The organism is Vibrio maritimus, from assembly GCF_021441885.1.
In the GTDB taxonomy this organism is placed as follows: domain Bacteria; phylum Pseudomonadota; class Gammaproteobacteria; order Enterobacterales; family Vibrionaceae; genus Vibrio; species Vibrio maritimus_B.
In genome coordinates this window covers 2,849,335-2,862,809 of sequence record NZ_CP090438.1, presented here as the reverse complement: position 1 = coordinate 2,862,809, position 13,475 = coordinate 2,849,335, and the positions used below count along the sequence as shown (strand labels likewise).

11 protein-coding genes and 2 riboswitches are annotated in these 13,475 nt (G+C 47.4%); of the genes, 4 read left to right on the top strand and 7 right to left on the bottom strand.

The features are described 5' to 3' along the window. Positions 1 to 133: 133 nt before the first annotated feature. The gene (locus tag LY387_RS13080) at positions 134 to 727 is read left to right on the top strand and encodes an acetate uptake transporter (RefSeq protein ID WP_128647903.1); all 594 of its coding nucleotides are present in this window, start codon (positions 134 to 136) and stop codon (positions 725 to 727) included. 137 nt (positions 728 to 864) lie between these two features. On the opposite strand, the gene LY387_RS13075 is transcribed toward LY387_RS13080, so the two are convergent. The 6 genes from LY387_RS13075 to thiD form a co-directional block, all read right to left on the bottom strand. Further along, positions 865 to 2,412, bottom strand: a complete 1,548-nt coding sequence (locus LY387_RS13075) for an alanine/glycine:cation symporter family protein (protein ID WP_234494429.1) — start codon at positions 2,410 to 2,412, stop codon at positions 865 to 867. 330 nt (positions 2,413 to 2,742) lie between these two features. After that, complete coding sequence (tenA, locus tag LY387_RS13070) at positions 2,743 to 3,405, bottom strand: thiaminase II (protein WP_234494428.1); 663 nt, start codon at positions 3,403 to 3,405, stop codon at positions 2,743 to 2,745. An 8-nt stretch (positions 3,406 to 3,413) separates the two neighbouring features. Next, entirely contained in the window at positions 3,414 to 4,361 is a 948-nt protein-coding gene (locus LY387_RS13065) for an ABC transporter substrate-binding protein (RefSeq protein WP_128647901.1), read from the bottom strand. 17 nt (positions 4,362 to 4,378) lie between these two features. Continuing rightward, a complete protein-coding gene (locus LY387_RS13060) occupies positions 4,379 to 5,176 on the bottom strand; it encodes an ABC transporter permease (protein WP_234494427.1) in 798 nt (265 codons plus the stop codon). After that, complete coding sequence (locus LY387_RS13055) at positions 5,160 to 5,954, bottom strand: ABC transporter ATP-binding protein (protein ID WP_234494426.1); 795 nt, start codon at positions 5,952 to 5,954, stop codon at positions 5,160 to 5,162. The genes LY387_RS13060 and LY387_RS13055 overlap by 17 nt, the downstream gene beginning before the upstream one ends. A gap of 5 nt (positions 5,955 to 5,959) precedes the next feature. Beyond that, positions 5,960 to 6,787, bottom strand: coding sequence for a bifunctional hydroxymethylpyrimidine kinase/phosphomethylpyrimidine kinase (gene thiD, locus LY387_RS13050; RefSeq protein WP_234496113.1), 828 nt, complete (start codon positions 6,785 to 6,787; stop codon positions 5,960 to 5,962). A gap of 66 nt (positions 6,788 to 6,853) precedes the next feature. After that, positions 6,854 to 6,955, bottom strand: a riboswitch (TPP riboswitch). 408 nt (positions 6,956 to 7,363) lie between these two features. Between thiD and LY387_RS13045 the strand changes: the two genes are divergently transcribed. Next, positions 7,364 to 9,886 (top strand): glycosyl hydrolase family 18 protein, encoded by a 2,523-nt coding sequence (locus LY387_RS13045; RefSeq protein WP_234494425.1) that lies wholly within the window; start codon positions 7,364 to 7,366, stop codon positions 9,884 to 9,886. A 157-nt stretch (positions 9,887 to 10,043) separates the two neighbouring features. On the opposite strand, the gene ribB is transcribed toward LY387_RS13045, so the two are convergent. Continuing rightward, complete coding sequence (ribB, locus tag LY387_RS13040; RefSeq protein ID WP_234494424.1) at positions 10,044 to 10,706, bottom strand: 3,4-dihydroxy-2-butanone-4-phosphate synthase; 663 nt, start codon at positions 10,704 to 10,706, stop codon at positions 10,044 to 10,046. 216 nt (positions 10,707 to 10,922) lie between these two features. Then, positions 10,923 to 11,067: riboswitch (FMN riboswitch) on the bottom strand. A 253-nt stretch (positions 11,068 to 11,320) separates the two neighbouring features. Between ribB and LY387_RS13035 the strand changes: the two genes are divergently transcribed. Next, entirely contained in the window at positions 11,321 to 11,830 is a 510-nt protein-coding gene (locus tag LY387_RS13035; protein ID WP_042476282.1) for a GNAT family N-acetyltransferase, read from the top strand. Positions 11,831 to 11,884: 54 nt separating this feature from the next. After that, positions 11,885 to 12,958 (top strand): threonine aldolase family protein, encoded by a 1,074-nt coding sequence (locus LY387_RS13030; protein WP_234494423.1) that lies wholly within the window; start codon positions 11,885 to 11,887, stop codon positions 12,956 to 12,958. The last annotated feature ends 517 nt before the right edge of the window (positions 12,959 to 13,475 follow it).

Here is a 13,475-nt window from a genome sequence, read left to right as displayed (position 1 = left end):
GGAAAAGACTGAATACGAATATGCAATCGGTAAAACTTAGATTGCAAATAATGGGTCTGCTCAACATTTACATTTTGAATTAAAATTTTCCTACAATTTTTGTAACTAATTTTGAATTTAGGGCTCTTTGACAATGTCTAACAAACTCGCTAACCCAGCGCCGCTTGGCCTTATGGGTTTTGGTATGACGACCATTCTACTTAACATCCACAACGCAGGTTTCTTCCCGATTGATTCGATGATCCTAGCGATGGGTATTTTCTATGGCGGTCTAAGCCAAGTGTTTGTTGGCATGATGTGCTTTAAACGTGGTGACACATTCGGCACCACGGCTTTCACTTCGTACGGTCTATTCTGGCTGACGCTTGTAGGCATTATTGTTATGCCTTACATGGGTCTTCCAGCAAGTCCGGCGAAGTTTATGGGCTGGTACTTACTGCTTTGGGGCGTATTTACTGGTTTCATGTTTATCGGTTCACTTTGCTACCCAGTGGCTAAGCAAGTTGTGTTTGGTTCATTGACCATTCTGTTCTTCTTGCTTGCTGCGCGTGATTTCTTCGGCAGTGAACTGATCGGTACCATCGCTGGCTTCGAAGGTATTTTCTGTGGCGCTAGCGCGATTTACTTCGCAATGGCTCAAGTACTGAATAACGAGTACGGCCGCACAATTTTGCCTATCGGTGAGAAAAAAGCGCCAGTAACTTCTGCGCAAGAAGTGGCGGCATAATTCAAGTTTCATTCATTCGGGAACAGTGAATGACAAAAGGGGTAGCTAAGCTACCCCTTTTTCTTTTTTAAACAATTATTGGTCACTTCAGTCATCCTTGCGCAGGCAGGGAACCATCCAAAGCGATCGCCAGCTCATTACGACGTCTGCGTCTGAGTCGACCCAGAATCCGCCTCTTGAGCCGCTTCAGGCTTTTTACCTGTCTTGCGCTCGTATCGACCTTCCCAGTAATCCGCATTCTTGATACCAAGTGCGACAGGGTTAAACGTATACTCTTCAACGCCTTCTTTTTGCTGCTTCTCGTAGTCTTTAAGTGCCACGATAGCTGGTTTAGCAATGAAGAAGATAATCAAGATACCAACAATGTTTAGCCACGCCATGAGACCTACGCCAACATCACCCATTGCCCAAGCTAGGTTTGCGGCTTTCACCGTACCGTAGAATACCGAGGTAATCAGAATCAGCTTCAGTAGGAACATTAGGCCATTTACCTTAAAGGTACGACGAATGTAAGCAATATTGGTTTCTGCAATGTAGTAGTAAGCAAGAATAGTGGTAAAGGCGAAGAAGAACAGTGCAAATGCAATGAACAACTTACCCACACCCGGCATAGTACTTTCAATTGCTAACTGTGTGAACGCAGGGCCATTAGCGCCAACGGTTTCAGCGAGGTTTTGAACTAGGAATGTACTCTCAGGACCGTGCACGTTGTACGCACCAGTGATAAGAATCATAAACGCCGTTGCAGAACAAACCAGCAGGGTATCAATGTAGATAGAGAAAGATTGAACCAGACCTTGCTGCGCAGGGTGATCAACATTCGCTGCTGCCGCTGCGTGAGGGCCGGTACCTTGACCTGCTTCGTTTGAGTAAACACCACGCTTAACACCCCAACCAATTGCGGCACCAAAGCCTGCCATAGGTGTGAAAGCATCGCCGAGAATCATACCTACGATACGTGGCACTTCACCGATGTTCAGAAGAATGATTACAAATGCGATGATGATGTACGCAAGCGCCATGAAAGGAACAACGATCTGTGTGAAATGCGCAATACGCTTAACACCACCGAAGATGATGAAGGCTAGGATGATAGAGATAACAGCGCCAGTGAAAATTTTCGCAAAACTGATAGTACCAATCGCTGTGTCAATCATCGCACCAGAGCCAAATGCGGTCTCTACTGCGTTACCGATACTGTTCGATTGAACACCCGGAAGTAGGACACCACACGCAAAGATAGTCGCGATAGCAAAAATCCACGCGTACCACTTTTGACCCATAGCTTTTTCAATGTAGTAAGCTGGACCACCACGGAACTCGCCACGATCTTCTTCTTTATAGATTTGCGCGAGTGTCGATTCGATGTAGGCCGTCGCTGCACCAAAGAAGGCAACCATCCACATCCAGAAAACAGCGCCAGGACCACCGAAACCGATAGCCGCAGCCACACCTGCAATGTTACCTGTACCAACACGGCCAGATAGTGAAACGGCAAGCGCCTGGAACGATGAAATACCTTTTTCAGAGCTCTTGCCCGACAGTAGTAGACGCCACATTTCGAAGAAATGACGGACTTGTACAAATCGAGTAAGAATGGAATAGAAAAGGCCTGCACCAAGACATAAATAAATAAGAGCGGGACTCCAGATAATCCCGTTTAAAAAATCAACTAAAGACTGCATAGTTCTTCCCTGTAAAGCTGGGGATGAGGTCGAAGCTCAGCGACTCATGGTCTGATTGTTCGACATCACTTGTTGATGCTCATCCTTTATCAATCGTCCTTGCTTGCACGAAAAGCATGATGAAAGAGAGCGCGAGGTGTTTGAACATACCAAACACGAGTCGACATCCTACCTAACTTTGTTGCTAATGTTAAACTCAGTTGTAAATATTGTGTTAACGCGTGACTTTGGGCACAAAATCCGAAATGCGGGTTGAGGATGTGATTTTTGTTTGTTAAATGAGCGGTTACGAGAGAAAAAAATGCCGACCAAGAGGTCGGCATCGTCGCGTTATTTTGTATCAAGACCTTGCTGCCAAAAGGCAATTTCCATTCTTGTTGCTGTTTTAAACACGTGTATGAGTTCTTGGCCTCTCGGGCTGTCGAGCTCAATGTCTTTGAGTAAGGTGTCCAAACGCTCAATGCTCACCTGAACGCCTGATTGAAAATCCTCACCGGCATAAAGCTCTATCCAGCTGCGATATGGGTTGCCTTCTAATACCGTAGTGGGTGACTCGATGAGTGCTTTACCGATCACGGCATAGCCGATAGCGCAAGGTGCCAAAGCCGCATACAGGTCAACAAGCTCGCCAGTCATGCCTGCATCGAGTACATAGCGGGTATACGCCACGGTACCAAAGTCTTCAGTTTCCGCTTCCATATCAGCTTCAGTAATGCCCCACTGGCTGCAATAAGAGACATGATGACCGATCTCAGACTCAAGTAGGGCAGCCACACTAGGTACTGCCTCACGCATTTGAGTCAGTGTTTTGGCTTTATAGATCGCCAAGGCGTAAGCGCGGGCATATTGCTTTAGAAACAGAAAGTCCTGCTTTAGATAATGCAAATACGCTTTTTGCTCAAGCTCACCTTTAGCAAGTTGCTGCACAAATTCATGTTCGGTATAGCCTTGCCATTCGCTTTGGCAAGCATTTATCAGGTCTTGATGGTTCATAATTGCTCCTACAGTACAGGTACCATGGTCTCTGCTGCTGGTTTACTCGAGATGATCTTGTGCTGGTACATGAAGTCTGTGAAGGCATCATACTTAGCAGCATCGATGGCAGATGGACGCAGCGCAAATCGTGTTAGCGTGTCGCGCCATGCACGTTTGTTAAGCTCGTTGTTTAGCGTGTCTGGTGCGTAAGCAACAAACTGAGTCCAAGATTCTTGAGGGTGATTGACGATGTAGGTCGTCGCTTTCTCGATAGCACGGTTGAATTTAGCGATAGCGTCTTTGTCATGACTCTTTGCATTAGCAACAAAAACCAGTTCTTCATAGGTCGGAACGCCATGCTCTTCAGGGAAGAAGGCCTTTGGTTTGAAGCCCTCGAGCTCTAGTTGGTTTGTTTCGAAGTTACGCAGACCGCCCCAAATGGCATCAACCTTACCTGACGCTAATGATGATGACAGTGCCCAGCCAACGTTGATGATTTGCACATCTTTGTACGCGACGCCTTCGGTTTGAAGCATAGTGCCTATGGTCGCTTCTTCATTGCCTGCGATTGCGATACCGATCTTTTTGCCTTTGAGATCCGCGAGGGAATTGATCTTGCCATTATCCAATACCATCATGGTGTTCAAAGGGGTAGCAATGAGCGTTGCACTGCGAATAAGAGGCAAACCTGCCGCAACATCAATCGTTAGGCTGGTTTGATACGAAACCGCCATGTCCACCTTGCCTGCTGCAACCAGCTTAGCTGGTGTACTCGGATCGGCAGGCTCTTGGATGTTGACTTCTAGCCCTTGTTCTTCAAAGTAGCCACGCTCATGAGCAATGACGATGGGGCCGTGATTAGGGTTCACGAACCAGTCAAGCATCAGCGTTATCGACTTATCTGCGGCGCTTGCTGCGAATGTCGTCATAGCAGTGAGCAGCGCTGCGATGACTTTAGTTGTCGTGGATTTCATACTTTTTCCTTTTGAATTTAGTTATTTTCCCATGGGATAAGGCGTCTTAGCGCCCAATCTGTAATGAAGTAGAGAGAGACAGATACAGCCGCCAAAATAAACAGGGCTGCAAACATCTCATCGATGAGCATTCGAGCATTGGTTTGCAGCATGAGGTAGCCAAGCCCTTCACTTGACCCCACCCATTCGCCGGCAACGGCGCCAATCGGTGCGACCACCACAGCAACACGAATGCCCGATGCTAGTACAGGCAAGGATGCAGGCAAGCGGATATGCCAAAGCTGACGCCAGCGATTTGCGCCCATTGTTTGTGAGAGATCTAAATAGCCCGTCGGCGTATTTCGCAATCCGTCATAACAGCAGGTGGTTACCGGAAAAAAGATAATCAGTGCAGCCATGACAACTTTGGAGGCAATGCCATACCCTAACCAAAGCATCAGAATGGGTGCCAGCGCGAATACAGGGATCGCTTGGCTAGTAATAAGAATCGGCAGTAGCCAGCGTTTTACTGGCTGAAACAGCAGCATCTGTAGAGCAAAGAAAAGCCCCATAGACAGTCCAAGTAACAGACCCAGTAATATCTCTTGGCTAGTCACCCAGGTATGCTTGAGCAACACATCATGGCGTTCGAAAAGCTTTATAAATACCGCCTCTGGCGCAGGGAGGATAAAGCTTGGCATATCAAAAATAACCACAATGCTCTTCCAGATAGCCAAGATAATCAGCAAGCTAATGATCACGCGCATCATGGCGCTTAAACCTTGCTTTGACGCTTGTTTTTGGCTTCGATTCGCAACCTCAGCGAGTGGCGTCATGGGAGCCTCCTTGACGTTCAGCGACATCGAGTTTTTCTGTGTGACTCCCAGCTAAGTGCTCGAGTATGGATTGTTGAATAGCCGCGAACTCGCCGTCTATATCACGAGGTATTCCTTGCTTTGGTGGAGTAATGCTGTGCAGTCGCGCGGGCTTACCATTCATGACTAGGATCTGCTCACCCAAACGAAGCGCCTCTTGCGGATCATGGGTAATCAGCAGCACAGTTTTGTCTTTGAGCAGGTTAGCTGCGAGCGCTTGTAGCTTGTAGCGCGTGACGGCATCGAGCGCTGAAAAAGGCTCATCCATCAACACGACGGACTTATCTTGCATTAAGGTGCGAGCTAATGCGACACGTTGCCTTTGACCACCAGATAGATCATTGGGGTTTGAAGCGGCTTTATCCGCTAGCCCCACTTTCTCCAGCAGTGACAGTGCTTTTTGAAGAGTCCGCGCGTCCACTTTCTTGCCATTTAAGCGAGAGGCTAGGCACACATTATCGAGCACGGATAGCCATGGCATCAGCAGATCTTGCTGCGCCATGTAGGCCACCTGGCCGGCTAGCACATCAAGTGGTGGGGAAAACTCCGTTGCTGAAAATTCGACCTTATCAGTGAGCAACCCGGCTATGTAGCGTAGCAACGTCGATTTTCCACAGCCACTTGGACCAAGAATAGCCGTCCATGTAGCCGGTTCAAATGTCACTTCTAACCCTGAGAATATTGCGCTGCTATCGCCCAAATACCTTAGGGTCGCTCCTTGAATACGAATTGGCGTCATTGGCCTTAGGCGCCTTTATTAAGGGCGTAGAAGTGGTGGACGGGGCCGTGACCTTTACCGATCTTAAGTTCATCAGCATGCGCTATCGCTTGGGTAATATAATCTTTACCCAGTTTTACTGCGTCACTCAGTTCGTTGCCCTTTGCTAGGAAGGACGCTATCGCTGAGCTTAAGGTACAGCCCGTTCCATGGGTATTATTTGTCGCGATCCGAGTGGTATTAAAGAACTGAACATCGCTATTAGTAATCAACAGATCATTACTGTTTTGCTCAGACTCTAAGTGCCCACCTTTTAGCAAAATAGCAGGGGTGTCCAAAGCACGTAGTGCGTCGATCAGAGCTTCCATATCCTGTTGAGATTGTGGGACATCACAACCTAATAGTGCTGCGCCCTCTGGCAGGTTAGGAGTAATCACGGTCGCTAATGGTAGCAGTTGTGTTTTGAGTGCATCAATGGCGCTACTTTCAAGAAGAAGGTCTCCGCTGGTGGCAACCATGACCGGATCAAGAACGATGTATTGTGGTTGGTATTCTCGAAGTTTTTCGGCGACAGCGCCAATGATATTGGCATCTGCCAGCATGCCGATTTTGACAGCGACAACGTTCAAGTCGCTAAAAACTGCATCAAGCTGTGCTTTGACGAAGTCTGGGTCAATGCCAAGTATGCCTGTTACGCCTTGAGTGTTTTGAGCGGTAAGCGCTGTAATGACTGAGCAGGCGTAAGAACCTGTGGCTGAAATCGCTTTAATATCCGCTTGAATACCAGCACCACCGCCAGAATCTGAGCCGGCAATGGTTAATACGATTGGGGTGTGTTGCGATGCTGTGACCATAAATGCTCCTTTTCTGCGAAGGAACAGCCATAGCCCTGCCAAAGACACCTTGGGTAGTGAGTCTTTTTGCATTGTCTATCAGTTCCCTACGCCAGTGCTAACTGAATCAGGTTCAACGGGTCTCACCACTATGGTGATCTCAGCATAAATGCCCCCCGACTAATGTGAGGCTCATTGTCATACAAGCGTGGTGACTTTTCCAGTAATAACGGATCAGCTTCGGCTATTTATGTGGTTTATGTATTGTTATTCACCTCTCTTATGTGTGGGTAGGGTGGCTATCTGCTTGGTGGATGGGTTTGGCATTTATGACTTTTGTGATCTTTTAAATGAGTGAAAAATTCTGGGCACAGGGTTGAAGAGTTAATGAAAATGCCTGAGACAAAGGATCTAATTTTGAGTGGTGACTCGAAGTGAGTTTTATTTTTGCACAAAAAATAAACACATCTGCCTATTAATAAATACCGATGTTCACAACTTTTTAATACATTTTAAGTTATTGAACTTTTGATCCGTTTTAGCTTGTAAACAGTTGTGAGCAGGAAATTTTTCGTCTTTCAAGGAAAGAGAATGGCAATGAAAAAACTATTATTAGGCTTATCAGGGGTCGCATTGGCAGTGAGTCAAAGCGTCATGGCTGCTCCTGCTGCGCCGTCTATCGATGTCTACGGCTCAAACAATCTACAATTTTCAAAGATTCAGCTCGCAATGGAAACTACCTCTGGTTACAACCAGATGGTGCAGTATAAAGATGCCGCTGATATCGGTATTCAATTTAACCAATGGAGTGGCACAACCGGTGACACCTACAACATCTATTTTGATGGAGTTAAGGTTGCAACCGGTCCTATCTCGGGCAGTCAAACCTTAGCAAACTTTACGTATGCGAAAGGAGGTCGCTACCAGGTTGAGGTGGAAGCGTGTGATGCTACTGGGTGTAGCCGTAGCGCGCCAGCTGAACTGGTTGTTGCCGATACTGATGGTGCACACCTTGCGCCGCTCACCATGAACGTTGACCCTAACAATAAGACCTTCAATACAGATCCAAATACCGTCGTCGGGACATACTTTGTCGAGTGGGGTATCTACGGTCGCGACTTTACCGTGGACAATATTCCCGTCGATAACCTAACCCATATTATCTATGGTTTTATTCCTATTTGTGGTCCAAACGAGTCAGTTAAATCCGTTGGTGGTAACAGCTTTAATGCGCTTCAAACAGCGTGTCAGGGAATGCCCGACTATGAAGTGGTCATCCACGATCCGTGGGCGGCCTATCAAAAGAGTTTCCCACAAGCGGGGCATGAGTACAGTTCACCGATCAAAGGTAACTACGCAATGCTCATGGCACTCAAACAGCGCAATCCCGATCTAAAAATCCTTCCTTCAATCGGTGGCTGGACCCTTTCAGATCCCTTCTACAGCTTTACTGATAAAGCAAATCGAGACGTATTTGTTGCGTCCGTTAAGCGCTTCCTACAGACGTGGAAGTTCTACGATGGTGTGGATATTGATTGGGAATACCCAGGTGGGCAAGGAGCCGCTCCCGACCTTGGTGATCCTTTGAAAGACGGTGATGCTTATGCAGCATTAATGCAAGAACTTCGAATCATGCTAGATGAGCTAACCGTCGAGACTGGCCGTACCTATGAACTGACATCTGCGGTTGGTGTCGGTTATGACAAGATTGAAGATGTGAACTATGCCGATGCTGTGCCTCATATGGATTACATCTTCGCGATGACCTACGACTTCTATGGTGGCTGGAACAATGTACCCGGTCATCAAGCTGCGCTTTATTGCGGCAACTTCATGAGCGCTGGTCAATGTGATGGAACCGGTGTGGACGCCGAGGGTGTGCCGTACAAAGGACCTGCATACACCACAGATAACGGTATTCAGCTTCTTCTCGCGAAAGGTGTTCCTGCGAACAAGTTAGTGGTTGGCGCCGCTATGTACGGTCGTGGTTGGGAAGGTGTGATGCCAAATACTCTGTCCGATCCTACTGACCCTATGACGGGCGTGGCAACAGGCAAGCTTAAAGGCTCAACAGCGCAAGGTGTGTGGGAAGATGGTGTGATTGATTATAAAGGCTTGAAGTCATTTATGATTGGTCCAAACAATACTGGCATCAATGGATTTGAGTATGGCTATGATGAGCTGGCAGAGGCTCCGTACGTGTGGAATCGTTCAACCGGTGAGCTCGTGACGTTTGATGATGCTCGCTCTGTCATCGCGAAAGGTCAATATGTTCGAGCACAAGGCTTTGCGGGATTGTTCTCATGGGAGATTGACGCTGATAACGGTGACATCCTTAATGCGATGCATGAAGGTTTAGCTGGTGGCACACCAGTGAACCGAGCTCCAACAGCCAATGCAGGTGGCAATCAAACAGTCGTGGGTCCTGCAACCCTCATGCTTGATGGCAGTGCATCCCGTGATAGTGATGGCTCAATAGTCAGTTACGCTTGGTCACAGACCGCGGGGCAACCTGTGGCGGTAACGGGTGATAACACGGCGCAACTTAGTGTCACGGTTGGTGAGGTCACAGTTAGCGAGCAATACAGCTTTACATTAACGGTCACCGATAATGAAGGTGCGACAGGGACATCGACGGCAACAGTAACGGTTAACCCAACGAGCACAACGCCTACCAATACCGCACCGGTTGCCGTAGTGAATGGTCCAGCAGTGGCAAGCGCAAATGACTCAGTCGAGTTGGACGCGTCCGGATCGACAGATGCAGAAAGCGATCCGCTCACGTTCACGTGGCAAGCGCCGACAGAGTTGTCTGTAGTAGCTCAAGGCAGCACGCTTAGCTTCGTTGCGCCGAGCCTATCGGTAGACACGGACTTCACGATTTCGGTAACGGTGAGTGATGGCGCTCTAAGCACTAGCAAATCTCATGTCGTCACAGTGAAAGCGGATGGTGGCAGCGTCGTTTGCGCAGATACATGGGATGCGTCAGCGGTATACAACGGTGGTGCGGAAGTTATCTACCAAGGTCATCGCTACTCGGCTAAGTGGTGGACCCAAGGAGATGAACCCACTAAATCTGGCCAATGGGGAGTCTGGAAGGACCTTGGTGCGTGCCAATAGAGTATTAAGGTTCGAACTGAGCATTTAGATTAGCCATCATACTTGTAGAGTGTATTCGTAGCAGATCGACACCTCTCTAGAGAGACACGAAGCGAGCTATGGTGGCGCCAACAAAAAAGCCGCTCTTATGGAGCGGCTTCGTACACTATCTATTCGCTTACGCAGATTGCTCTGCGCCGGCAAGTCGATATTGCACCATGTCTTCAATCGTTAAAACAGGCATGTTGTGCTGCTTACCGAATTCAACAATCTCAGGTGCTTTGGCCATAGTACCGTCAGGGTTTGTTACCTCACAAAGCACGCCAAACGGAGAGAGGCCAGCCATCTGCATTAAATCGATGGTGCCTTCTGTATGTCCGCGGCGAGTAAGTACACCGCCTTTTCTTGCTCGTAGTGGGAATACATGACCCGGGCGCGCTAAGTCTTCTGGGCGTGCACCTGGCTGACAAGCTGTCTTGATTGTTGTCACGCGATCGGCTGCCGATACGCCTGTTGTGACGCCAACTTTCGCTTCAATAGAGACAGTGAACGCGGTTTGGTTTGCACTGTTGTTGTTCTCTACCATTGGTGGTAAATCCAACTGCTGAGCTTGTTCATCAGTGATACATAGACAAACAATACCGCTGCACTCGCGGATCATCAGTGCCATTTGCTGATTTGTAAGATGATCAACGGAATAGATGATATCGCCTTCGTTTTCACGATCTTCATCATCGAGAAGCAGTACGCCGCGACCTTCGCGCAGTGCTTGTAGAGCAATTTCAACTCGCTCTAGAGGTGTGCCAAATTCGGCCAGTAGTGAGGTTTGGTTCTGATTCATGGTAATACTCCTAAATATTAGTACCAGAATCAGGGCATAGATATGGGGAAGCACTAGTCTATCTATTTGATAAAACTATTGATTCCAAAAGGTATAGCCAAGCCACACGAAAGCTGTCGCCACTCAATGAGTGCCGAACATCATCGTGTTGCTCTATCGAAAATGGCGCACAAAGCACCGACACTTTTCCATAAGGTGTCCAAGTGTCTCGATAATACTTATCCTCTCCCATCCGGACTATAACCGTCGGCTCTGGATTCACACCAGATCTGCTGACCCTGATACTCAGTATCAGGCGCTCGCGGGCTTATCATGATGACTTACCGCCGGTGGGGAATTTCGCCCCGCCCTGAGAATAGATTTGTGTCGTTACGAAATTTAAATGGTAACGATAATCTAATCACTTGGAAACCAAAAAATGCGGATTAAGACGTGTTGAGCACAGCTGAGGGGATGTTGTGAGTGAATTCTCAACAACTATTAGCGTTGCAGAGGATTTTTAGGTTTGCGTCACAGTGTGATTTGATAATTTACATTCGCATAACCAAGTGTGAGCTACTATTCTGAACACTCACTGGAATGACGAAGTACGTCGAACGAACAAAGAGAAAAAAATGGCGCTCAATCTAGAAACGGAAAGGCTTATCTTAAGAGATTTTGACCTCGGAGACATCGAAGCCTGGCTTCAAATGACCTCTCACCCTAAGTACCAAACCTTTTACCCTAAAGAAGAATGTTCACCAGAGTTTAATGCTCATTTACTCGAGATGTTTGTTGAACAAGCGCATCAGGTGCCACGCACCAAATTTCAGCTCGTTATCGAAGGCAAAGAGAGTCACCAAGTTATTGGCACCGTGGCGTTTCGTCTAGAGTCAGACAATCAGGCGTCTATCGGTTTCGGTCTTGCAGTCGACAGGCAAGGGCGAGGTTTGGCTGTCGAGGCGATGTCTGAGCTCATTAGTTACGGTATCGAACAGTTTGGAACGCGCTGTATATTTGCTGAAACCCGTGCGGGCAATACGGCGGCAGTAGCGGTATGTAAACGACTTGGCTTGAATCAAGTTGACCTTAACCATGAGCCTTCTGACGATATGAGTGTGATTCGTTTAGAGCGCTGTTATTAATCGCACTGCTGGTGGTACTCTAATTCATAGTAAAACGAATGATAGGGAAGAGTAATGCAGCAACAATGTCGGATTTCACTGCCGGGTAACAAAGAGTATTCACCTGCAGACATGTTCGCCCGAATGGCAGACTGGTGTCAGCAGCACAACATCGAACATGACCGATATGGTGAAGGGGACTTAATTCAGTCGTTCGAGAAAAAAGTGGCTACCATGTTGGGTTTCGAGGCGGGGCTTTTTGTGGTGACAGGCACCATGACTCAGCCGACAGCGTTGCAGATAGCTTGCGAAACAAAGCAGTGCCGCAACGTCGCCATGCACCCATCGAGCCATATCCATATTCATGAAAACCAAGGTTACCAGCTACAGAATCGCTTTTGTTTGCTTCCCGTTGGTAAGCCGTATACGCCGTGGAGCTTATCGGATTTAGAAAAGGTCCAGGATAAGCTAGGTGCGGTATTGTATGAGCTGCCGATGAGAGAAATCGGTGGACAGCTACCTAGCTTTGCAGAGCTTGAATCAATCAAGCATTACTGCCAACAGAATGACATTCATCTTCATATGGACGGTGCAAGGCTTTGGGAATCAGCCGCCTATTATCGAAAAGACTATTCTGATATTGCCAAAGGCTTTAGCTCTGCCTACGTCTCTCTCTATAAAGGCATTGGCGGGCTAGGCGGAGCATTGCTGCTCGGTGAGCAATCCTTTATTGAAAAAGCCGCCGTATGGATGCACAGACAAGGTGGCAGCGTCTATCACAGAACGCCTTATGTCGTTGCGGCGGCGATGCAGTTTGATGAGAGAATTGCCGTGATGCCTCAACTGTTTGAGCGCACAAAGCAGGTTTACGCATTGCTCGATGCGTTTCCAAACATCACTCCAAACCCTAAGCAGCCCCAAGCGAACATGCTGCACATCCATCTCCCCATTAGCCAAGATCAAGCAATATCGCTCCGAGATCGATTGGCAAAAGAACACAGCCTTTGGATAGGTAACCCGCAACAAGGCATGCTAGCGGATCAAAGTTACATAGAATGGTATGTAGGAGACAGGTTGTTGGAAATGCCAGATGAGGATCTAGCAAAGTACCTCACACTCATCAACGACGGATGCAACGGACATTCATAATTCAATATAAAACCCAAAAGGCTGCGTAAGTTATCGCTACTTATGCCTTGTAGTCGCGAAGAGCGAGTGAAGTGCTTAGTCGTTGTTTTACACTATACATAACGCTCTTCGCCGATGAACGTTTATGGTAGCCATACTTCTTTTCCTTCTCTTTGTTCGAAGCATGGTGGTTTTGGCAGCCAGCCACTCGAGCATGACAGTCCTATCTAGGTCGTTTCCACTCAGTTATCACCATTTCGTCAATTCAAAACGATAAATCATTACCCCTTCTTTCATCGTGACATTCTGATACAGCTTATTTGATTTCTATAGCAAAGCTTCGAGGACATGCGTCATTTTTCTTATGACCTTATTGTTTGAAATAAATTCTTTGTGGAACGGGATTCATAGTCCAAGTGAAAGAATCTACTCAGTCTGTGTCAAAAACAATACTCAAAATGAAGGAATTAATTAGAAATAGTTACGAGAGAGTCTTGTTTTGTAGTGCTGAACGGTTGTTAAGTATTAGTTGATATAT